Genomic DNA, 21,117 nt, shown 5'->3' with positions numbered 1-21,117 from the left:
TAAAAAACTCCCTTTATGATAAGGGAGTTTTTTTATGCGCTTGTATGCAAATATAAAAGTCCGATTTCAGAGAAGAGATAAGATAAACCGTAGCATCCAACGCCAAGCATTCCATAATGCCATAAGTGCTTAGCTCTTTCCTTTCGTGAGGAACGAATAAAGAAGCCTTTCCAAATACCAAACCCGATACAAATCCATTCAAGAAGCATAAAAAGTGCGGATAATGCAAGCATAAATAAGATCATTATGAGCCCTCCTGATTATATTTTGACATTCTGTATTTTCAGGGGTGGTTGTCCTTATTATGTTAAATATATGTACGTCTTTAAAAAACAGTATGGTCTGTATAAAAAGATTTTAAAACTTTTGCACATAACCTAACCTATTTATTTTCAAAATAAAGATGGAGGAGGTTTTTCGTGTGAAGAATCTTAAAATCATTTGGATATATCGTTTAGGATTATTGTTACTCGTTTTTCTTTGTTTGCTCGTCTTTTTAAAAATTAAGCCACTATGGGCACCGATTATTTTTGTATTTAAAGTGGCGATCACACCGTTCTTTATTGCTTGTTTTATTGCTTATTTATTACACCCTTTAATTGAAAAAATCCATAAGGAAGGAATGCCACGCACACTTGCTATTTTGCTCATTTATATTCTTTTCTTTGGCGGAATTGGCTATGGAATTTATAAAGGAACGCCAGTTGTTATTAAACAGTTACAAGAAATTAATGAACAATTTCCACAGTTTACAAAAATGTACGATTCTTGGATGGATGGAGTTACAGAACAAACAGCGAATTTCCCATCATTTATTCATGAAAAGGTGAAACAAATTTTTGGTGGTGTAGAAACGAAGATTCAAGCGCTTTTAAATAAAGTCATGAGCACAGCTCGTGGTGTACTGGATTCGTTACTCATTATTTTCTTAATTCCATTCATTGTATTTTACATATTAAAAGATTACGGTGAGTTTTATCATATATTTTGGAAATTAGTCCCGAGTAAGTGGCGTAGTACGGGTCAAATGCTTGCGAAAGAAATTGATAAGTCACTCGGAAGTTATATTCGAGGACAGTTATTTGTTTGCTTAGTATTAGGGGGAGTATCTGTTCTTTCTTTTTGGTTTATCGGTATGAAATATCCATTGCTGCTCGGCATTATTATTGGGGTAACGGATATAATCCCGTACTTTGGTCCTATTTTAGGGGCGATTCCCACGTTGATGATTGCGGCAACGGTATCAACGAGTTTACTCATTAAGGCGGGGATTACAATTGCTATTTTGCAATTTTTGGAAAGTAACATTTTATCGCCTTACATCGTTGGTAAGTCGCTTCGTATGCATCCCGTTATTATTATGCTCGCATTACTAGTTGGAGGAGAGATAGCCGGGATTGTAGGATTGCTAATATCGGTTCCAATTTTAGCTGTTATTCGTACAGTGATCGTTCATGTGAGGCCTCTTTGGAAAAGAGAAGATATTTAAAATGAAAAGTAGATGCTTATGTAGCTAACGAAAATGTGTGTAGTACAATATAATTATTATTATCTACATTGACAAACTTAAGAGAATTCTATTATATTTAGTCATATAATACATTAAATCAATGACGGAACAAGTATGTTACAGTCCATTTATAGAGAGAAGCTTCCAATGGCTGAAAGAAGCTTTAAATGAAGGGTAACAGAAAGCTAATCCTGAGAGCAGCTAATCACTGCCGTCTTGCCACGTTACGGCACCATGAGGTGATGAATTGATTGTTATAATAATCAATTCATAATTAGGGTGGTATCGCGAGTTAACTCTCGTCCCTTTTATTAGGGGCGGGAGTTTTTTATATTTAAGGAGGAAAATACAATGAAACAACTAACAGGCGCACAAATTCGTCAAATGTTTTTAGACTTTTTCCAAGAAAAAGGACATGCAGTAGAACCAAGTGCATCACTAGTTCCTCATGAGGATCCATCTCTTCTATGGATTAATAGTGGTGTAGCGACATTAAAGAAATATTTTGATGGTCGTGTAATCCCACAAAATCCACGTATTACAAATGCACAAAAATCAATTCGTACAAACGATATTGAAAACGTTGGGAAAACGGCTCGTCACCATACATTCTTTGAAATGTTAGGGAACTTCTCAATCGGTGATTACTTCAAAGAAGAAGCAATTACTTGGGCTTGGGAATTTCTAACGAGCGACAAATGGATCGGATTCGATAAAGAATTACTATCTGTTACAATTCATCCGGAAGATGAAGAAGCATTCACAATTTGGAATGAGAAAATGGGTGTTCCAAAAGAACGCATCATCCGTTTAGAAGAAAACTTCTGGGATATCGGTGAAGGACCAAGTGGACCGAATACAGAAATTTTCTATGACCGCGGTGAATCTTACGGTAATGACTTTAGTGACCCAGAATTATATCCGGGCGGAGAAAACGAGCGTTACTTAGAAGTATGGAACCTTGTATTCTCTCAATTTAACCATAATCCAGACGGTTCATATACGCCACTTCCTAAGAAAAACATCGATACAGGAATGGGTCTAGAGCGTATGACATCTATCGTTCAAGATGTACCTACGAACTTTGATACAGACCTATTCATGCCGATGATTGGTGCAACAGAATCAATTTCTGGTGAGAAATATCGTAATGGCGATTTAGAAAAAGATATGGCGTTTAAAGTAATTGCTGACCATATCCGTACAGTAACATTCGCTGTTGGTGACGGTGCTCTTCCATCTAACGAAGGCCGTGGTTATGTGTTACGTCGTTTATTACGCCGTGCTGTTCGTTATTCTAAGAAATTAAACATCAACCGTCCGTTCATGTTTGAATTAGTACCGGTTGTTGGAGAAGTAATGAAAGACTTCTATCCAGAAGTACTTGAAAAGAAAGATTTCATCGCAAAAGTTGTGAAGAATGAAGAAGAGCGTTTCCATGAAACACTTCATGATGGTGAATCAATTTTAGCTGAAGTAATTGCAAAAGCGAAAGAAGAAAAAACAACTGTTATTTCTGGCGTAGATGCGTTCCGCCTATACGACACGTACGGTTTCCCAATTGAATTAACAGAAGAATATGCAGAAGAAGCTGGTATGACAGTTGATCAAGCGGGCTTTGAAAATGAAATGGAGAAACAACGTGAGCGTGCACGTGCTGCTCGTCAAGACGTTGATTCTATGCAAGTTCAAGGCGGTGTACTTGGTGAAGTTAAAGTAGCGAGCGAATTCGTTGGTTACGGTACAGTTGCAACAGAAAGTAACGTTGTTGCACTTGTGAAAAATGGTGAGTATACAGATAGCTTACAAGCAGGTGAAGAAGGACAATTAATGCTTGATGTAACGCCATTCTACGCTGAGAGCGGTGGGCAAATTGCAGACCGTGGTTATCTTCTTGCTGACGGCGTGAAAGTTGTTGTAAAAGACGTACAAAAAGCACCAAATGGTCAAAACTTACACAAAGTTGTTGTTGAAGAGGGTACATTAACGAAAGAAGCGGCTGTAAAAGCTCTTATCGATACGAAAAACCGTAGTAGCGTTGTGAAAAACCATACAGCAACTCACTTACTGCACCAAGCATTAAAAGATATACTTGGAACGCATGTTAACCAAGCGGGTTCTCTTGTAACATCTGAACGTTTACGTTTTGACTTCTCTCACTTCGGTCAAGTACAAGCTGATGAATTAGAAAAAATTGAGCGTATCGTAAACGAAAAAATTTGGGAAAGTATTGATGTTGCGATTTCTCAAAAAGCAATCGAAGAAGCGAAAGAAATGGGCGCAATGGCATTATTCGGTGAAAAATACGGTGATGTTGTACGCGTTGTACAAGTAGGCGATTACAGCTTAGAGCTTTGCGGTGGTTGTCACGTTGATAACACAGCTTCTATCGGTATTTTCAAAATCGTTGCTGAGTCTGGTATCGGTGCAGGAACTCGTCGTATTGAGGCGGTAACTGGTAAGTCTGCATACGAATTAATGAACGATCAAGTAGGTTTATTAAAAGAAGCAGCAGGAAAAATGAAAACAAATCCGAAAGATATTTTAACAAGAGTTGATGGTTTATTTGCTGAAGTAAAACAACTTCAAAAAGAAAACGAATCTCTTGCTGCGAAATTAAGCAATATCGAAGCTGGAAACTTAACTGATTCAGTAATGACAGTTGATGGCGTGAACGTATTAGCGGCAAAAGTAAATGTTGCAGATATGAACAACTTACGTACAATGATGGATGACCTTAAAAATAAATTAGAGTCTGCAGTTGTTGTATTAGCGTCTGTAAATGAAGATAAAGTAAATATTTTAGCTGGCGTAACGAAAGATTTAATTAGTCAAGGTTACCATGCGGGTAAACTTGTGAAAGAAGTAGCTTCTCGTTGTGGAGGCGGCGGTGGTGGCCGTCCTGATATGGCACAAGCAGGCGGTAAAAACCCAGCGCAAGTAGAGGAAGCTTTAGCGTTTGTACAAGAGTACGTTAAATCTGTTTCAAAATAAAGAGATAGTAGTGTACAATGGTAGGGAGAGGAGAAGTTCTTCTCCCTATACTTACTACTTACAAGTGAGGTGCTTGAAATGGACGGTTTTGATAAGACAATGAAGTTTAGCATTCAAGATGAAAAACAGAGTGTCCATGTAAATGATGTACTTTTAACTGTGTATGATGCACTTCAAGAAAAAGGTTATAATCCGATTAACCAAATCGTCGGTTATTTATTAAGTGGAGATCCAGCATACATACCTCGCCATAAAGATGCACGAAGCATCGTTCGCAAGCTTGAACGTGATGAGATAATTGAAGAGCTTGTGAAGTCTTACTTGAAACATCATCGTGAGGAGTAGTTTATGCGGATATTAGGTTTAGATGTTGGTACTAAAACAGTCGGTGTTGCAATGAGCGATGAGATGGGCTGGACAGCACAAGGGCTGGAAACAATCAGGATTAACGAAGAACGAGGCCACTTTGGTTTTGACCGTATTTCTGAGTTGGTAAAACAGTACAATGTGGACAAAATAGTAGTAGGTTTACCTAAAAATATGAATGGTACAATCGGCCCTCGTGGTGAAGCGTGCCAGCAATTTGCAGAAAACCTGCGAAATCTGTTACAATTAGAAGTTGTAATGTGGGACGAGCGTTTGTCGACGATGGCAGCGGAACGTCTGCTCATTTCAGCTGATGTGAGCCGTAAGAAGCGAAAACAGGTAATCGATAAGATGGCTGCAGTCGTGATCTTACAAGGATTTTTAGATAGTAAATAAGAGGTGACCAAAATGGAAGAAAATCAAATTACAATTGTAGACGAAAAAGGAAACGAACATTTATGTGAAATTATTTTCACTTTTGATGCTGAAAAATTCGGCAAAAAATCTTACGTAGTCTTCTCTCCAATCGGTGAAGTAGACGAAGATGGAGACCAAATCTTCGATGCAATGGCATACGAGCAAAGCGAAGAAGAGGGCGGAACATTACTTTCAATTGAATCTGAAGAAGAGTGGGAAATGGTACAAGAAATGTTTAACACTCTTGCTGATGAGCAAGAAGAAGAATAGTAATGGATAAAAAGGCGAACTGTGTACACAGTTCGCCTTTTTTGTATTCATATGCAAAATGACAGATTTTTTGTCGAAACTACTTAATTGTTTATAGTATAATAAGACGGGTTGTATGAAAAAAGGCTTTAAATAAGTAGCTGTCACCGATTATTTAGAAATGATTGGTTTTGCTTTATGTTTGTAGGGCATTGTATAGAGGAAGTGTATACGGTCTACAATTAAATAAGGAGGAAGAATTTTGGTAGAGAATCAAGTGAAGAAGAAGCGTAGACGCATTTTTTTAATTTCGATTATCGCACTGCTTTTAGTTTGTGGATCAGTCTATGCGTATATTTCATCTGCATTAGGGCCAGTTGATAGTGGAAATAAAAAAGAGATTGAGGTAGAGATTCCAAAGGGGTCATCTACAAGTAAAATCGGTGAGATTTTAGAAGAAAAAGGTGCTGTGAAAAGCAGTACAGTTTTTAGTTTTTATACGAAATTTAAGTCGAAAAGCTTACAAGCAGGTACATATTTATTAAATCCTTCGATGAGTGCTAACGATGTCATTGAACAAATGTCATCTGGCAACGTACATCGTCCGGCTCTTTATAAAGTGACGATTAAAGAAGGAGCGCAAGTAAATGAAATTGCTGAAGTGATTGCGGCAGAATCAAAGTGGAATAAAGATGATGTTGTGCGTCAATTAAACGATAAAGCATTTATTCAAAAAATGCAGCAAAAGTATCCGAAGCTATTAACGGATAAAATTTTTGATAGCAACATTAAATATCCACTAGAAGGATACTTATATCCAGCAACGTATTCTTTCTATAAAAAGGATACGAAATTAGAAGAAATTGTAATCCCGATGCTTGAGAAAACAAATGCAATTATTGTTCAAAATGAGGCGAAAATGAAAGCGAAGAACTGGGATGTTCATCAACTTCTCACGTTGTCTTCACTTATTGAAGAAGAGGCTACTGGCTTTACTGATCGCCAAAAAATCTCTAGTGTTTTCTATAATCGTTTAGCGAAAGGCATGCCGCTTCAAACGGATCCGACGGTATTATACGCGCTTGGAAAGCATAAACAACGTGTATTATACGAAGACTTGAAAATAAACTCACCGTACAATACGTATGTTGTGAAAGGGTTGCCAGTTGGACCGATTGCAAACTCTGGTAAACATTCAGTGGAAGCAGCGTTAGATCCTGAGCAAACAGATTATTATTATTTCTTAGCTGCACCAAGTGGTGAAGTGTATTATGCGAAAACATTAGAAGAACATAATGCATTAAAGCAAAAATACATTACGAAAAAACAGTGAAATGGGGAGGGATAGCGAAAAGGGTCGCATATCCCTCTTTTTTGTGGTAAAATATATCGGGTTAAAAACTGGCAGAAGAATCGTTTTTAATATCAAAACGGGACGTACAAGCTAAGGGTGAAACTGGCTTGTATTTTTATTGCATTCTATGTGTGAAAAGACAAAGGTTGACGCGTCATAGAGGCACTTCTCCATGTAAATAAGGAGGACCAATTATGGAGGATGCAGTTAACGAGTACCTATTATCATTTATTGATCCAAAAGATAAATTAATTCTTGAAATGGAAGAGTATGCAACTGAAAACCATGTGCCGATTATGGATCGACTTGGAATGGAATTTATGCTGCAATTTTTACGTTTAGTTGGACCGGAAAGTATTTTAGAACTTGGAACAGCAATCGGTTATTCTAGTATTCGTATGATGCAAGCTATTCCGAACTCTCGCATTGTGACAGTAGAGCGCAATCGTGAACGATATGAAAAGGCACTTGAATATATAGAATGTTCCTCGGTAACAGACCGTATTTCTGTTATTTACGGTGATGCTTTAGAAACGGGCGAACAAGTGAAAGAACATGGAACATTTGATGTTATTTTTATTGATGCAGCGAAAGGGCAGTATCGTCGCTTTTTTGACTTATACGAACCGTTATTAAATCCTGGTGGCGTTATTATTTCAGATAACGTTATGTACCATGGTCTTGTGACGACAAAAGAGAAAATTGAAAATAGACGTACCCGTGGTTTGATTCGTCGTATTAAGACGTACAATGAATGGCTTATGAATCATGAAGGATATGATACAACGATTTTCCCAATTGGCGATGGAGTGGCTGTAAGTAAAAAGAGAGGGTGACAAAAGTATGAAGAAACCTGAATTGTTAGTAACGCCTAGAGCGGTGGCGGATATTGAACCTCTTGCGAAAGCAGGGGCAGATGCAGTAATGGTTGGTGAACAAAAGTTTGGTTTACGTTTGGCAGGAGAGTTTTCACGTGAAGATGTGAAACAAGCTGTAAACATTGCACATGAAAATGGTGTGAAAGTATACGTTGCAATGAATGCGATGTTCCACAATGATAAAGTAGAAGAATTAACGGACTATGTTGCCTTTTTAAATGAGGTAAATGTAGATGCGATTGTTTTCGGAGATCCAGCGGTATTAATGGCTGTTCGTGAAGTTGCACCAAATATGCAACTTCACTGGAATACAGAAACGACAGCAACAAACTGGTTTACTTGTAACTATTGGGGGCAAAGAGGAGCGAAACGCGCTGTATTAGCTCGTGAGCTTAGCTTAGATGAAATTGCTGAATTAAAAGAAAATGCTGAAGTGGAACTTGAAGTGCAAATTCACGGTATGACTTGTATGTTCCAATCGAAGCGTTCACTAGTAGGAAACTACTTTGAGTATCAAGGGCGTAATCTCGACATCGAAAAGAAAAAGTATGAAGAGAATATGTTCTTATACGACCCAGAACGTAATAACAAATATCCAATTTATGAAGATGAAAATGGTACTCACATTATGAGTCCGAATGATATTTGTTTCATCGATGAGTTAGAGGAACTAATCGATGCTGAAGTCGATAGCTTAAAAATTGATGGTGTCCTAAAAAGTTCTGAGTACATTATTGAGGTGACGAAGAAATATCGTAAGGCGATTGATTTATGTGTAGAAGATCGTGATGCGTATTATGACGTGAAAGATGATTTATTTAAAGAGATAGAAGAAATACAACCGGTAAATCGTCCGTTAGATACAGGATTCTTCTTTAAAGAAACGGTTTACTAAACGAGGAGGGTGTAGGAAATGACTGTACAAGAAATTTCACGAGTGATCGATGGCAAACGCGTTATTGTGAAAAAACCTGAACTGTTAATCCCTGCGGGTAACTTAGAAAAATTAAAAGTAGCTATCCATTATGGGGCAGATGCTGTATATTTAGGTGGACAAGAATTTGGTCTTCGTTCTAATGCAGGTAACTTTACGCTGGAAGACATGGCAGAAGGCGTTGAATTTGCAAAGAAATATGGAGCAAAAATATACGTGACAACAAATATTTTTGCACATAATGAAAATATGGATGGGCTAGAGGAATATTTAAAAGGGATTGAAAAAGCTGGCGTAACGGGAATTATCGTTGCCGATCCGCTTATTATTGAGACATGTAAACGTGTAGCTCCTTCTGTTGAGGTGCATTTAAGTACACAACAATCACTATCCAACTGGAAAGCAGCACAGTATTGGAAAGAAGAAGGTTTACATCGTCTTGTATTAGCTCGTGAAGCAAGCTATGAAGAAATGAAAGAAATTAAAGAAAAAGTTGATGTTGAAATTGAAGCATTCGTCCATGGTGCAATGTGTATCGCGTATTCAGGGAGATGTACATTAAGTAACCATATGACAGCGCGTGACTCTAACCGTGGTGGTTGTTGTCAATCTTGCCGCTGGGATTATGATTTAGTTCAAACGGTATCACAACATAAAGATGCAAAAGAGCTTCCTCTATTCCAAGAAGAAGATGCTCACTTTGCGATGAGCCCAAAAGATTTAAATTTAATCTTATCAATTCCGAAAATGATTGAAATTGGAATTGATAGCTTAAAAGTTGAAGGACGTATGAAATCTATCCATTACGTAGCGACTGTAGCAACTGTATATCGTAAAGTAATTGATGCGTATTGTGCGGATCCGGATAACTTTGAGTTTAAACAAGAATGGTTAGATGAACTTGATAAATGTGCAAATCGTGATACAGCTCCTGCATTCTTTGAAGGGGTTCCAGGACATCAAGAGCAAATGTTTGGAAATCATAGTAAGAAAACAACGTATGATTTTGCTGGTTTAGTGTTAGATTATAATGAAGAAACGGGCATCGTAACGCTTGAGCAACGTAATCACTTCAAACCAGGACATGAAGTGGAGTTCTTTGGGCCAGAAATAGAAAACTTTACGCAGACGGTGGAGAAAATTTGGGATGAGGATGGAAACGAATTAGATGCAGCGAGACATCCGTTGCAAATCGTGAAATTCAAAGTGGATCAACCAGTGTATGTGAATAATATGATGCGCAAAAACATACTTCAATAAGAAAGAGTGGTAGTCGAATGGGGACGAATAAGCCTGTTGTAATTGGAATCGCTGGTGGTTCAGGATCAGGAAAAACAAGTGTAACGAAAGCGATTTTTGACCATTTTAAAGGTCATTCCATTTTAATCTTGGAGCAAGATTATTATTACAAAGATCAAAGCCATTTACCAATGGAAGAACGTTTAAAAACAAATTACGATCATCCGTTAGCGTTTGATAATGATTTGTTAATTGACCATTTGCAGCAGTTGCTTGCATATGAGCAAGTGGAAAAGCCTATATATGACTATACATTGCATACGCGTTCAGAAAAAATTATTCCAGTTGAGCCGAAAGATGTAATCATTTTAGAAGGAATTCTTATTTTAGAAGACCCACGTCTTTGTGAGTTAATGGATATTAAGGTGTTCGTTGATACAGATGCAGACCTTCGTATTTTACGCCGCATGCAGCGCGATATTGAAGAGCGCGGTCGTACAATGGATTCAGTTATCGACCAATACGTAAACGTTGTACGTCCAATGCATAATCAATTTATTGAGCCTTCTAAGAAATTCGCGGATATTATTATCCCTGAAGGTGGACAAAACCATGTTGCAATTGATATTATGGTTACAAAAATTGCAACAATTCTTGAACAAAAAGTAAATTTGTAATAGCATAGTAAAAGATATACGATAGGAAGGGATTTTTTCCCTTCTTATCGAATACAATGAAACATGAAACCTCACCTACCAATAGGTGAGGGCATATTTATATCAACTTTCCATACATACCTTCTTTATATAAGGAAGAATTGGAGAATAAGGGGTTGTATGTGACAACTCCACTAGTGCTACGTGTGCTAGAAACCTCCGCTATATAAGCGGAGGAGTTTTCATATGGAACTCCTCTTTTTTTCGGGGGATTGGTATATAAAAGGAGTGGAAAACATGGCAACAGAAAAAACATACCCTATGACGCAAGAGGGTAAGCAAAAACTAGAGAACGAAGTTGAACAATTAAAAACAGTAAGACGTAAAGAAGTTGTAGAGCGTATTAAGATCGCACGTAGCTTCGGAGATCTTTCAGAGAACTCTGAGTATGATGCAGCGAAAGATGAGCAAGCATTCGTAGAAGGACGTATTACACAACTTGAAAACATGATTCGTAATGCGGTTATCATTGAAGACAATGGTGAAGAGTCTACAGTTGTAACATTAGGTAAAACAGTAATATTTAAAGAGTTACCAGGTGGAGACGAAGAAGCGTACATAATCGTAGGTAGCGCAGAAGCCGATCCATTTGAAGGAAGAATTTCTAACGATTCTCCAATCGCAAAAAGCTTATTAGGTAAGCAAATTGGTGAAAAGGTAGCAATCCAAACACCAGGTGGAGAAATGCAAGTAGAGATTATCTCTGTAAAATAACGTAAAAAATCACTCGTGTAAAAACGAGTGGTTTTTTATTTGTATAAAAGGTGAAACACCTCGTCTAAACTACAATAGACGAGGTGTTTTTTATGAAAATGAAACGGAGAATTATAATTGTTTTAATTTGTTTTATGGGTGTGATTTTTTTATTACTTTGTCGTTTAATCCAAATACAGATTATAGATACGGAATCATTTACTGACCGAAATATCAATCTGATTGAAAAAAGTGTTACGCAACGAACACAATCACTTACAGTAGATAATGGAAGAGGGCATTTTACAGATCGAAATGGTAAGGAAATTGGTGAAGAGAAATATCCAGTCTTAATTGTTTTTCCATTTTTACAAATAAAAAATGACATGTTAGAGAAAATTGCGCATATCATTGGTGTGTCGAGACAAGAGATAAGACTGCAAATGAAAAATAAGAATCAAGCATTTATATTACGAAAGGAGAATACCCCATTTCAATTAACGCTCGAGCAGATGAAGAAGGTAAATCAATTAGATATTTTAGGTATTGTAGCAGCAGAAGTTCGACTGAAGCAAATGGGGGAGGCAAATCATTTAATTGGTGATGTGGGAGAGAATGAACAGGAATTTCAAAAGCGTTATGGAGAAATGAAAAAAACTTCGAAACAAACGCCAATTGGTATTTCTGGATTGCAACAATCATTTGATGAATTTTTACTGACTGATGGAGAAGCGAAAGTACTATATCAAGTGGATCGACAAGGAGAACCGATTTTTGGGAAGCAGGCGAAATACACTTCACCAGGAAATCCATTTTATCCAGTTACTATTCAAACAACAATACATAAAACGTTGCAACGACGAGCAGAGAAGATTATAGATGAAAACGGAATAAAAAAAGGTGGGTTAGTATTACTAGACATAAAGAATAGTGAAGTTTTAGCAATGGTAAGTAGGCCTTCTTTACAGATGAATGATAGGAGGATATATAAATCTACACTTGAAAATCAAATGTTAACTCCTCATTTTCCGGGGTCTGTTTTTAAAACAGTAGTTGCAGCAGCAGTAATTGATGAGAATTTGGTGCGGTTTAATCGTACATTTAACTGTAATACGGATTTATACGGTGAAAATCTTCCACAAGTTATGATGGGGTCATTAAACTTTAAGGAAAGCTTTGCTAGAAGCTGTAATCGAACGTTTGCCGTATTAGGTGATGAACTAATGCAAAAGGATAGGGAAGTATTAGAAACGTATTTAGAGGCCTTAGGAGCAAGTGAGAAGGTAGGTTGGAAAGGTTCAGTGTTTCATACACCAGAATTTGAGCAATTGCCAGAAGAAAAGAGTGCTATTATTTGGGGAAGCGAAGAAAATAAAGATAGTAGAAAAGCGATTGCTCAAACGATGGTCGGACAAAAAGATGTACGTGTGTCACCTCTAGCTATAGTGAATATGATGGCGACAATTGCTAGAGGTGGAGAGAAGATGGAAGTGAAAGCTGTGAAAAAAATAGTGTATAAAAATGGAACCGACTTTTTTGCATTTGAAAATCATAAATTAAATGGGAAACAGCTTTCTTATGAAACGATGAAAAAATTACAACAGTTGTTAAGAGCCGTTGTAACGATGGAGAAAGGAACGGGAACCGCATTCCGTTCGTTGCCACTAACTGTCGCTGGAAAATCTGGGACGGCACAAACAGGAAAAGGAGAGAGGGTGAATCGCTGGTTTGCAGGTTATTTTCCATATGAAAACCCAAGATATGCTTTAGTTGTAGTTGATATAGAAACAGATAGTAATGAAAATGTAGTCACACCAGTTTTTGCAGAAATGGTAGAGGCAATTCATCAATTAGAAATTGAAAAGTAATCTTGCAATTATTTATGAAATGTTTTCATTTCGTGAAAATATTATTGTAAATGTTCAACCTTTCTAGATTTAATGTTACAATAGCAAGTATGAAAAACTGCATGGAGGTTTGAAGAATGGCAGGAGGATCTAGATTCCAACAGAAACAACAAAAACGTCGTCAAAACGGTGTTTTAAATATTGCAATCGCTATTGTATTAGTAGCAGTAGCTATTGTAGCATATCAATTGTTTGTTCCTGACACAAAAGAGCAAGCGTCTTCTAATGATAAAAAGGTAGCTCAGCAAACAACAAAAGAGAATAAAGCTGAGAAAGCTAAAGGTAAAGAAGAGCCGAAGAAGAATGAGCAAGATAAGACAGAGGCTAAGAAGAAGGAAGAAGAAGAGAAGCAAAAGGCTGAGGAAGAAAAGAAAAAAGCTGAAGAAGAAGCGAAAGCTAACGAGAAAGCACCAGCTGAAAAAACACAGTCACAGGCAACAGATGCTTATACGAAATCTTCTTGGAAGCCAGTAGGTACAGAGCAAGGTGCAACACCTGCGATGACGTTTAAAAAAGGTACAGCAGATTGGAATGAGATGAATCAAGCGATTTCAGCTGCAATTGACGTTCCAGTAAATCAATTAGTTATCCATAGAATTGGAAATAACGGTAAGAATAAAGCTTACGGTAACGTACAAGATAAACAATCAGGTAAAAAATATTATGTGAATATTGATTGGGTAGACAATGAGGGCTGGAAACCAGTACTCGTTCAAACTCTAAACTAAAAAAAGAGAGGCTCTTAAGAGCCTCTCTTTTTTTAGTTAGCGTAATTTCTTTAATTTAAAATGAACAACCGCACTATAATAAGGTCTTTTGCTTTCAGGATCCATAATCATTTGGTGAGAAATATGATGAACTTCGAGCATAAGTGCTTTATTATTATCAATTTGTTCGTTAATTTTTTTTTCTAGAGAAACTAAGTTTGCAGCCTCGAAAAATTCTACTTTATCTTCTAACATTTCAAAGGTAAATGACACGAAGATGCCCCCTCTCCTATGATAATCACCTATAGTGTAACAAAGAAAAGAAGGAAATACTACGCACATTTCAATTGACATTTTTAGAAAGAGAGAATATCATACTGATAAAACCGATAAGAAAAAGGGGAATTTTTATGGGAACAGAATTTAATGGTTTATTTGATGAATGGGCTCATACGTACGACTCATTTGTACAAGGCGAAGATATACAATATAAAGAAGTTTTCGCCCGTTATGAGGACATTTTAGAGGATGTAGTTAACAAGTCATTTGGCAACGTATTAGAATTTGGTGTTGGTACTGGCAATTTAACAAATAAATTATTACTTGCTGGTCGCACTGTTTACGGTATAGAACCGTCACGCGAAATGCGTACTATTGCAAAAGAGAAATTACCAAAAGAATTTTCAATTACAGAGGGTGATTTTCTTTCATTTGAAGTCCCAAATTCAATCGATACTATTGTGAGCACTTACGCATTTCATCATTTAATAGATGAAGAAAAAGACGTAGCAATTGCGAAGTATAGTCAATTGCTAAACAAAGGTGGTAAAATAGTGTTTGCTGATACGATATTTGCAGATCAAGATGCATATGATAAAACTGTCGAAGTAGCAAAACAAAGAGGTTTTCATCAGTTAGCAAACGATTTGCAAACAGAATACTATACACGTATTCCGATCATGCAATCTATTTTTGAAAACAATGGCTTCCACGTAACGTTTACGAGATTAAATCATTTCGTTTGGGTAATGGAGGCAACTAAGCAATAGAAAGAGGGATTAGATTGAGAATTGCTGTAATTGGAGCAATGGAAGAAGAAGTACGTATTTTACGTGACAAACTAGAACAAGCAGAAACAGAAACTGTTGCAGGTTGTGAATTTACGAAAGGGCTATTGGCAGGACATGAAGTAATCTTGCTAAAGTCTGGTATTGGTAAAGTAAATGCAGCGATGTCAACGACAATTTTATTAGAAAAATATAAGCCTGAAAAAGTAATTAATACTGGTTCAGCTGGTGGATTCCATCACTCTCTAAATGTTGGTGATGTAGTTATTTCAACAGAAGTTCGTCACCATGACGTAGATGTAACAGCATTTAACTACGAATATGGTCAAGTGCCAGGAATGCCACCTGGATTTAAAGCTGATGAGGCATTAGTTGCATTAGCTGAGAAATGTATGCAGGCAGAAGAAAATATTCAAGTTGTAAAAGGTATGATTGCAACAGGTGATTCATTTATGAGTGATCCGAACCGCGTTGCAGCAATTCGTGATAAATTTGAAGACCTTTATGCAGTAGAAATGGAAGCAGCAGCTGTTGCGCAAGTATGCCACCAATATGAAGTTCCGTTTGTTATTATTCGTGCACTTTCTGATATTGCTGGTAAAGAATCAAATGTTTCATTTGATCAATTTTTAGATCAAGCAGCTCTTCATTCTACAAACTTTATCGTAAAAGTACTAGAAGAGTTAAAGTAATGTAACAAAAAGGCAACTGTCTCATATAAAGAAAATACATACAGTTGCCTTTTCTTTATTGGCAAATAAGGGGGAGAACACGATGAATGTATATCGTGGAGTTCATGAGTTGATTGGCCATACACCAATCGTAGAAATTACTCGTTTTTCACTTCCGAAAGGAGTCCGTTTATTTGCAAAGCTTGAATTTTACAACCCAGGCGGAAGCGTTAAGGATCGTTTAGGAAGAGAATTAATTGAAGATGCGCTAGAAAAAGGGCTTGTTGCAGAGGGCGGAACAATTATTGAACCGACGGCTGGAAATACCGGCATTGGACTGGCACTTGCAGCGTTAGAACATGATTTACGCGTTATTGTTTGTGTACCAGAGAAATTTAGTATTGAAAAACAAGAAATAATGAAAGCACTAGGTGCAAAGGTCGTGCATACACCGACTGAGCAAGGAATGACCGGCGCAATTGCAAAGGCAAAAGAATTAGTAAATGAAATACCGAATTCATACTCTCCAAGTCAGTTTGCGAATGAAGCAAACCCTCGTGCTTATTTCAAAACATTAGGTCCTGAACTTTGGGATGCATTGAATGGAGAAATTAACATATTTGTTGCAGGGGCAGGAACTGGCGGTACGTTTATGGGAACTGCGTCTTATTTAAAAGAGAAAAACATTGATATTAAGACGGTTATTGTAGAACCAGAAGGATCTATTTTAAATGGTGGTAAAGCTGGTTCACATGAAACAGAAGGGATTGGTCTTGAATTCATCCCGCCATTTTTAAAAACATCTTATTTTGATGAAATTCATACAATTTCTGATCGACATGCATTTTTACGAGTGAAAGAGTTAGCGCAAAAAGAAGGCCTTCTCGTTGGGAGCTCTTCAGGAGCAGCGTTTCATGCAAGCTTACTTGAGGCAGAGAAAGCAGCACCAGGTACGAATATTGTAACGATTTTTCCTGATAGTAGTGAGCGCTATTTAAGTAAAGACATATACAAAGGATGGGAATAAAAAATGAGAGCAAAGACAAAATTAATTCATGGTATTCGCATAGGAGAACCTTCAACTGGATCTGTAAACGTACCGATTTATCAAACAAGTACGTATAAACAAGAAGCAGTTGGTAAGCATCAAGGATATGAATATTCACGTACAGGCAACCCAACACGTGCAGCTTTAGAAGAAATGATTGCAGTCTTAGAAAATGGTCATGCTGGATTTGCATTTGGTTCAGGGATGGCAGCTATTACAGCAACTATTATGCTATTCTCAAAAGGAGATCACGTCATTTTAACAGATGATGTTTATGGCGGAACGTACCGTGTTATTACAAAAGTATTAAACCGCTTCGGCATTGAGCATACATTTGTAGATACAACAAACCTAGAGGAAGTTGTAGAAGCGATTCGTCCAAATACGAAAGCGATTTATGTAGAAACACCAACGAACCCATTACTAAAAATTACTGATATTAAGAAAATATCTGCTCTTGCTAAAGAGAAAGATTTATTAACAATTATTGATAACACATTCATGACGCCATATTGGCAGTCGCCAATTTCTTTAGGAGCAGACATTGTGCTTCATAGTGCAACGAAATATTTAGGAGGACATAGTGATGTAGTTGCAGGCCTAGTAGTTGTAAATAGCCCGCAATTAGCAGAAGACCTTCACTTTGTACAAAACTCAACAGGAGGTATTCTTGGCCCACAAGATAGCTTCTTACTACTTCGTGGTTTAAAAACATTAGGAATTCGTATGGAAGAACATGAAACGAATTCACGTGCGATTGCCGAGTTTTTAAATAACCATCCAAAAGTAAATAAAGTATATTATCCAGGTCTTGAATCCCATCAAAACCATGAACTAGCAACAGAACAAGCAAATGGATTTGGTGCTATCATCTCATTTGATGTAGATAGTGCGGAAACGTTGAATAAAGTACTTGAGAAACTGCAATACTTTACACTTGCTGAAAGCTTAGGAGCAGTAGAAAGTTTAATTTCTATCCCATCTCAAATGACACATGCATCAATCCCAGCAGATCGCCGTAAAGAATTAGGAATTACAGATACATTAATTCGTATCTCTGTCGGAATTGAAGATGGTGAAGATTTAATTGAAGATTTAGCACAAGCGCTAGCATAATAAAAATGCACTGCTAATGTAGAGCAGTGCATTTTTATTATATTAATTTGTGTAACATTTCACAAATTAGACATACACAAATGAAATGATTTCATGTATATTGAATTCATGAAATGTTATTCACGAATAAATTTGTGAAATATTTCACAAACAATGAGATTCATGTAGGACGGAAACTCTATTTTTTTTCGCTAATCGGGACTTGTTATGACCTATAGGGACTTATAAAGACCGTGATAACAGAATAGGAGGAAATTTACATGGTAGTCAAAGAGAAAGTTGTAAATGAAATGCAAGAGGTAAAAGAGATGATTGATACGTTAGTAAATAACGGTCAAAAAGCTTTACAAGCATTAGAAAGTTTTACACAAGAGCAAATTGACAACATTGTTCATGAAATGGCGCTTGCGGGTGTCGATCAACATATGCCGCTTGCGAAGTTGGCTGTTGAAGAAACGGGCCGTGGCGTATATGAAGATAAATGCATTAAAAATATTTTTGCCACTGAATATATTTGGCATAGTATAAAGAAAGATAAAACGGTAGGGATTATTCATGAAGATCCTCATGAAGAAATAATAGAAATCGCAGAACCTGTCGGTGTAGTAGCTGGGGTAACGCCAGTAACGAACCCAACATCGACAACAATGTTTAAAGCATTAATCGCGATAAAAACGAGAAATCCAATTATTTTCGCATTTCATCCTTCTGCACAAAACTGTTCCGTTGCAGCGGCAAAAACAGTATATGATGCAGCAGTGAAAGCTGGTGCACCAAAGCATTGTATTCAATGGATTGAAAGACCTTCTGTGGAAGCAACGAAACAATTAATGAACCATGATGGTGTCGCACTCGTTCTAGCAACTGGAGGGGCTGGTATGGTGAAATCGGCTTATTCTACTGGTAAACCCGCGCTAGGTGTAGGGCCAGGTAATGTACCATGTTATATAGAGAAATCGGCACATGTAAAACGTGCTGTTAATGATTTGATTTTATCGAAAACATTTGATAACGGTATGATTTGTGCGTCAGAACAAGCCATCATTGTAGATAAGGAAATCTATAATGATGTTAAAGCAGAAATGATTGCAAATAATTGTTATTTTGTAACAGAGGAAGAGAGAAAGAAATTAGAAAAGCTTGTTATTAATGAAAATACATGTGCAGTAAATAGTGATATTGTTGGGAAATCAGCACAGTATATTGCTGAATTAGTAGGAATTACTGTACCTGAACATACAAAAATGCTTGTAGCTGAAATTAAAGGCATCGGAGCAGCGTATCCACTATCTCGTGAGAAACTGAGCCCAGTGTTAGCTTGTGTAAAAGCAAATTCATTAGAAGAAGGATTTACATATTGCGAAGAAATGTTAGAGCTTGGTGGCCTAGGGCATTCAGCGGTTATCCATTCTACAAATAAAGAAGTACAAAAACAATTTGGGTTACGTATGAAAGCCTGCCGTCTCATTGTAAATGCACCTTCATCACAAGGTGGAATTGGTGATATATATAATGGATTTATTCCATCACTTACGCTTGGTTGTGGCTCCTACGGGAAAAACTCAGTTTCCCAAAACGTAACGGCGACTCATTTATTAAATATAAAAAGGTTGGCAAATAGAAAAAAGAATATGCAGTGGTTCAAATTACCACCCAAAATTTATTTTGAAAAACATGCGACAGCATATTTAGCAAACATGCCTAACATTTCCCGCGCATTTATTGTAACGGATCCAGGGATGGTTGAGCACGGTTATGTAGATACAGTTACGCACTATTTACGTAAGCATACAAATGATGTGAAAGTTGAAGTTTTCTTTGAAGTTGAGCCAGATCCATCAGATGAAACTGTATTTAAAGGTGCGGACATGATGAAAAGCTTTAAACCAGATGTAATTATCGCGCTTGGTGGCGGTTCAGCTATGGATGCAGCAAAAGGGATGTGGCTATTCTATGAGCACCCAGAAACGACATTCTATGGAATAAAACAGAAGTTTTTAGATATAAGAAAACGTACATGTAAGTATCCGAACTTGGGAAATAAAGCACAATTTGTTGCCATTCCAACAACATCAGGGACGGGATCAGAAGTGACGCCATTTGCGGTTATTACAGATAAGAAAAATAATATTAAATACCCGCTTGCGGATTATGAATTAACACCAGATGTAGCGATTGTTGATCCGCAATTTGTAATGACAGTACCACCTCATGTGACGGCAGATACTGGTATGGACGTATTAACACATGCAATTGAAGCGTATGTGTCTGTTCTGGCAAATGACTATACTGATGGTTTAGCATTAAAAGCAATTGATCTCGTATTTAAATATTTGCCGAGAGCATATAAAGATGGAAATGATGAAGAAGCACGAGAAAAAATGCATAATGCTTCCGCAATCGCAGGGATGGCATTTGCAAATGCTTTCCTAGGTATTAATCATAGTTTAGCGCATAAAATTGGACCGGAATTCCATATTCCGCATGGACGTGCGAATGCAATTCTTATGCCGCACGTAGTTCGCTATAATGCTATTAAGCCAAGAAAACACGCATTGTTCCCAAAATATGAGCACTTTGTGGCTGATGAACGCTATGCACATATTGCGAGAATGCTCGGGCTTCCAGCAAGCTCAACAGCGGAAGGTGTGGAATCACTCGTCCAAGCAATTATTGAGCTTGGAAAAAGCTTAAATATAAATATGAGTATTGCAGGACAAGGAGTTGCTAAAGACCAATTTGAAGGGGTTGTTGGATTATTAGCAGAAAGAGCTTTTGAAGATCAATGTACAACAGCTAATCCAAAATTACCGCTCATTTCAGAGCTGAAAGAAATCTATATAGAAGCATATAAAGGCGTATAATAGATAAAAAAGAGCCGCGAGTAAGCGGCTCTTTTTTACTTTGGAAAACATCTCCCAGATTGGTTCTATTTACTTGTCTTTAAGCTTGATAGAATGTGATAAAGTGAGGATGGGAGTGATAAGCAGATGAAAGAATTACAAGAAAAAATAGCAGATTATACCCGGTTTGCACAAGTACTTTTAGCTATAAGTACATTTTTAATGATCGGTTTATTAATTCCAAGTGGAATAAAAAGTATGGTACAGTCTTTTGTTATGATGGGGAGTATTATTGTATTTTTAGTTCTTGCTTTTTTCTTCTTTAAGCGTGTTAGAACGATGCGTGATCAATTAGAGGACAGCGAATATGAAGAAAATTGTTAAATAGGGCGCTACGAAAAGAAGAAA

21 protein-coding genes and 1 other annotated feature are annotated in these 21,117 nt (G+C 37.1%); of the genes, 19 read left to right on the top strand and 2 right to left on the bottom strand.

Annotation, left to right across the window (positions count from 1 at the left end):
• Positions 1-32: 32 nt before the first annotated feature.
• A complete protein-coding gene (locus tag ABH955_RS10935; RefSeq protein ID WP_002015285.1) occupies positions 33-245 on the bottom strand; it encodes a hypothetical protein in 213 nt (70 codons plus the stop codon).
• 158 nt (positions 246-403) lie between these two features.
• Here ABH955_RS10935 and ABH955_RS10930 point away from each other — a divergent pair, with 158 nt between their 5' ends.
• From ABH955_RS10930 to ABH955_RS10870, 13 genes are all read left to right on the top strand, one after another.
• Positions 404-1,489 carry an AI-2E family transporter gene (locus tag ABH955_RS10930; protein WP_219303574.1) on the top strand — a complete coding sequence of 362 codons (1,086 nt, stop codon included), beginning with the start codon at positions 404-406 and terminating at the stop codon, positions 1,487-1,489.
• Positions 1,490-1,601: 112 nt separating this feature from the next.
• Positions 1,602-1,820: a binding site (T-box leader), on the top strand.
• A 41-nt stretch (positions 1,821-1,861) separates the two neighbouring features.
• A complete protein-coding gene (alaS, locus tag ABH955_RS10925) occupies positions 1,862-4,504 on the top strand; it encodes an alanine--tRNA ligase (RefSeq protein ID WP_404454129.1) in 2,643 nt (880 codons plus the stop codon).
• Positions 4,505-4,582: 78 nt separating this feature from the next.
• Complete coding sequence (locus tag ABH955_RS10920) at positions 4,583-4,849, top strand: IreB family regulatory phosphoprotein (protein ID WP_000348591.1); 267 nt, start codon at positions 4,583-4,585, stop codon at positions 4,847-4,849.
• Between the two features lie 3 nt (positions 4,850-4,852).
• Complete coding sequence (gene ruvX / locus ABH955_RS10915) at positions 4,853-5,266, top strand: Holliday junction resolvase RuvX (RefSeq protein ID WP_001221204.1); 414 nt, start codon at positions 4,853-4,855, stop codon at positions 5,264-5,266.
• A gap of 12 nt (positions 5,267-5,278) precedes the next feature.
• Positions 5,279-5,557 (top strand): DUF1292 domain-containing protein, encoded by a 279-nt coding sequence (locus tag ABH955_RS10910; protein ID WP_002034112.1) that lies wholly within the window; start codon positions 5,279-5,281, stop codon positions 5,555-5,557.
• Positions 5,558-5,798: 241 nt separating this feature from the next.
• The gene (gene mltG, locus ABH955_RS10905) at positions 5,799-6,869 is read left to right on the top strand and encodes an endolytic transglycosylase MltG (RefSeq protein WP_404491107.1); all 1,071 of its coding nucleotides are present in this window, start codon (positions 5,799-5,801) and stop codon (positions 6,867-6,869) included.
• 215 nt (positions 6,870-7,084) lie between these two features.
• Entirely contained in the window at positions 7,085-7,726 is a 642-nt protein-coding gene (locus tag ABH955_RS10900) for an O-methyltransferase (protein WP_012261742.1), read from the top strand.
• A gap of 7 nt (positions 7,727-7,733) precedes the next feature.
• Positions 7,734-8,663 carry a peptidase U32 family protein gene (locus ABH955_RS10895; RefSeq protein ID WP_002015276.1) on the top strand — a complete coding sequence of 310 codons (930 nt, stop codon included), beginning with the start codon at positions 7,734-7,736 and terminating at the stop codon, positions 8,661-8,663.
• A gap of 18 nt (positions 8,664-8,681) precedes the next feature.
• Positions 8,682-9,962, top strand: coding sequence for a peptidase U32 family protein (locus ABH955_RS10890; RefSeq protein WP_002015275.1), 1,281 nt, complete (start codon positions 8,682-8,684; stop codon positions 9,960-9,962).
• Positions 9,963-9,979: 17 nt separating this feature from the next.
• Complete coding sequence (udk, locus tag ABH955_RS10885; protein WP_002015274.1) at positions 9,980-10,618, top strand: uridine kinase; 639 nt, start codon at positions 9,980-9,982, stop codon at positions 10,616-10,618.
• A gap of 276 nt (positions 10,619-10,894) precedes the next feature.
• Positions 10,895-11,371: a transcription elongation factor GreA gene (gene greA, locus ABH955_RS10880; protein WP_078213491.1), complete on the top strand. Its 477-nt coding sequence runs from the start codon at positions 10,895-10,897 to the stop codon at positions 11,369-11,371.
• A 92-nt stretch (positions 11,372-11,463) separates the two neighbouring features.
• Complete coding sequence (locus ABH955_RS10875) at positions 11,464-13,218, top strand: peptidoglycan D,D-transpeptidase FtsI family protein (RefSeq protein WP_404454120.1); 1,755 nt, start codon at positions 11,464-11,466, stop codon at positions 13,216-13,218.
• Between the two features lie 116 nt (positions 13,219-13,334).
• A complete protein-coding gene (locus ABH955_RS10870; protein ID WP_002138429.1) occupies positions 13,335-13,985 on the top strand; it encodes a YrrS family protein in 651 nt (216 codons plus the stop codon).
• A gap of 36 nt (positions 13,986-14,021) precedes the next feature.
• On the opposite strand, the gene ABH955_RS10865 is transcribed toward ABH955_RS10870, so the two are convergent.
• Positions 14,022-14,237, bottom strand: a complete 216-nt coding sequence (locus ABH955_RS10865; protein ID WP_002015268.1) for a YrzA family protein — start codon at positions 14,235-14,237, stop codon at positions 14,022-14,024.
• Between the two features lie 137 nt (positions 14,238-14,374).
• Between ABH955_RS10865 and ABH955_RS10860 the strand changes: the two genes are divergently transcribed.
• The 6 genes from ABH955_RS10860 (at position 14,375) to ABH955_RS10835 (ending at position 21,093) form a co-directional block, all read left to right on the top strand.
• Positions 14,375-15,013: a class I SAM-dependent DNA methyltransferase gene (locus ABH955_RS10860; RefSeq protein WP_219303571.1), complete on the top strand. Its 639-nt coding sequence runs from the start codon at positions 14,375-14,377 to the stop codon at positions 15,011-15,013.
• A 14-nt stretch (positions 15,014-15,027) separates the two neighbouring features.
• The gene (gene mtnN, locus ABH955_RS10855; protein WP_002015266.1) at positions 15,028-15,723 is read left to right on the top strand and encodes a 5'-methylthioadenosine/S-adenosylhomocysteine nucleosidase; all 696 of its coding nucleotides are present in this window, start codon (positions 15,028-15,030) and stop codon (positions 15,721-15,723) included.
• Positions 15,724-15,805: 82 nt separating this feature from the next.
• Complete coding sequence (locus ABH955_RS10850) at positions 15,806-16,729, top strand: O-acetylserine dependent cystathionine beta-synthase (RefSeq protein WP_002129198.1); 924 nt, start codon at positions 15,806-15,808, stop codon at positions 16,727-16,729.
• Between the two features lie 3 nt (positions 16,730-16,732).
• Positions 16,733-17,866, top strand: a complete 1,134-nt coding sequence (locus ABH955_RS10845; RefSeq protein ID WP_002067265.1) for a bifunctional cystathionine gamma-lyase/homocysteine desulfhydrase — start codon at positions 16,733-16,735, stop codon at positions 17,864-17,866.
• 260 nt (positions 17,867-18,126) lie between these two features.
• The gene (adhE, locus tag ABH955_RS10840) at positions 18,127-20,730 is read left to right on the top strand and encodes a bifunctional acetaldehyde-CoA/alcohol dehydrogenase (RefSeq protein WP_063226540.1); all 2,604 of its coding nucleotides are present in this window, start codon (positions 18,127-18,129) and stop codon (positions 20,728-20,730) included.
• 126 nt (positions 20,731-20,856) lie between these two features.
• On the top strand, positions 20,857-21,093 hold the full coding sequence (locus ABH955_RS10835) for a YrhC family protein (protein WP_404454116.1): 237 nt from the start codon (positions 20,857-20,859) through the stop codon (positions 21,091-21,093).
• The last annotated feature ends 24 nt before the right edge of the window (positions 21,094-21,117 follow it).

It is taken from the genome of Bacillus sp. RC240 (assembly GCF_044907945.1).
GTDB lineage: Bacteria > Bacillota > Bacilli > Bacillales > Bacillaceae_G > Bacillus_A > Bacillus_A mycoides.
This window is presented reverse-complemented; position numbering and strand designations above follow the sequence as displayed.

Coding starts and splice junctions, on each gene's coding strand:
- ABH955_RS10935 (WP_002015285.1), bottom strand. CDS start 245: ATGATCTTATTTATGCTTGCATTATCCGCACTTTTTATGCTTCTTGAA.
- ABH955_RS10930 (WP_219303574.1), top strand. CDS start 404: ATGGAGGAGGTTTTTCGTGTGAAGAATCTTAAAATCATTTGGATATAT.
- alaS (WP_404454129.1), top strand. CDS start 1,862: ATGAAACAACTAACAGGCGCACAAATTCGTCAAATGTTTTTAGACTTT.
- ABH955_RS10920 (WP_000348591.1), top strand. CDS start 4,583: ATGGACGGTTTTGATAAGACAATGAAGTTTAGCATTCAAGATGAAAAA.
- ruvX (WP_001221204.1), top strand. CDS start 4,853: ATGCGGATATTAGGTTTAGATGTTGGTACTAAAACAGTCGGTGTTGCA.
- ABH955_RS10910 (WP_002034112.1), top strand. CDS start 5,279: ATGGAAGAAAATCAAATTACAATTGTAGACGAAAAAGGAAACGAACAT.
- ABH955_RS10900 (WP_012261742.1), top strand. CDS start 7,085: ATGGAGGATGCAGTTAACGAGTACCTATTATCATTTATTGATCCAAAA.
- ABH955_RS10895 (WP_002015276.1), top strand. CDS start 7,734: ATGAAGAAACCTGAATTGTTAGTAACGCCTAGAGCGGTGGCGGATATT.
- ABH955_RS10890 (WP_002015275.1), top strand. CDS start 8,682: ATGACTGTACAAGAAATTTCACGAGTGATCGATGGCAAACGCGTTATT.
- udk (WP_002015274.1), top strand. CDS start 9,980: ATGGGGACGAATAAGCCTGTTGTAATTGGAATCGCTGGTGGTTCAGGA.
- greA (WP_078213491.1), top strand. CDS start 10,895: ATGGCAACAGAAAAAACATACCCTATGACGCAAGAGGGTAAGCAAAAA.
- ABH955_RS10875 (WP_404454120.1), top strand. CDS start 11,464: ATGAAAATGAAACGGAGAATTATAATTGTTTTAATTTGTTTTATGGGT.
- ABH955_RS10870 (WP_002138429.1), top strand. CDS start 13,335: ATGGCAGGAGGATCTAGATTCCAACAGAAACAACAAAAACGTCGTCAA.
- ABH955_RS10860 (WP_219303571.1), top strand. CDS start 14,375: ATGGGAACAGAATTTAATGGTTTATTTGATGAATGGGCTCATACGTAC.
- ABH955_RS10850 (WP_002129198.1), top strand. CDS start 15,806: ATGAATGTATATCGTGGAGTTCATGAGTTGATTGGCCATACACCAATC.
- ABH955_RS10845 (WP_002067265.1), top strand. CDS start 16,733: ATGAGAGCAAAGACAAAATTAATTCATGGTATTCGCATAGGAGAACCT.
- adhE (WP_063226540.1), top strand. CDS start 18,127: ATGGTAGTCAAAGAGAAAGTTGTAAATGAAATGCAAGAGGTAAAAGAG.
- ABH955_RS10835 (WP_404454116.1), top strand. CDS start 20,857: ATGAAAGAATTACAAGAAAAAATAGCAGATTATACCCGGTTTGCACAA.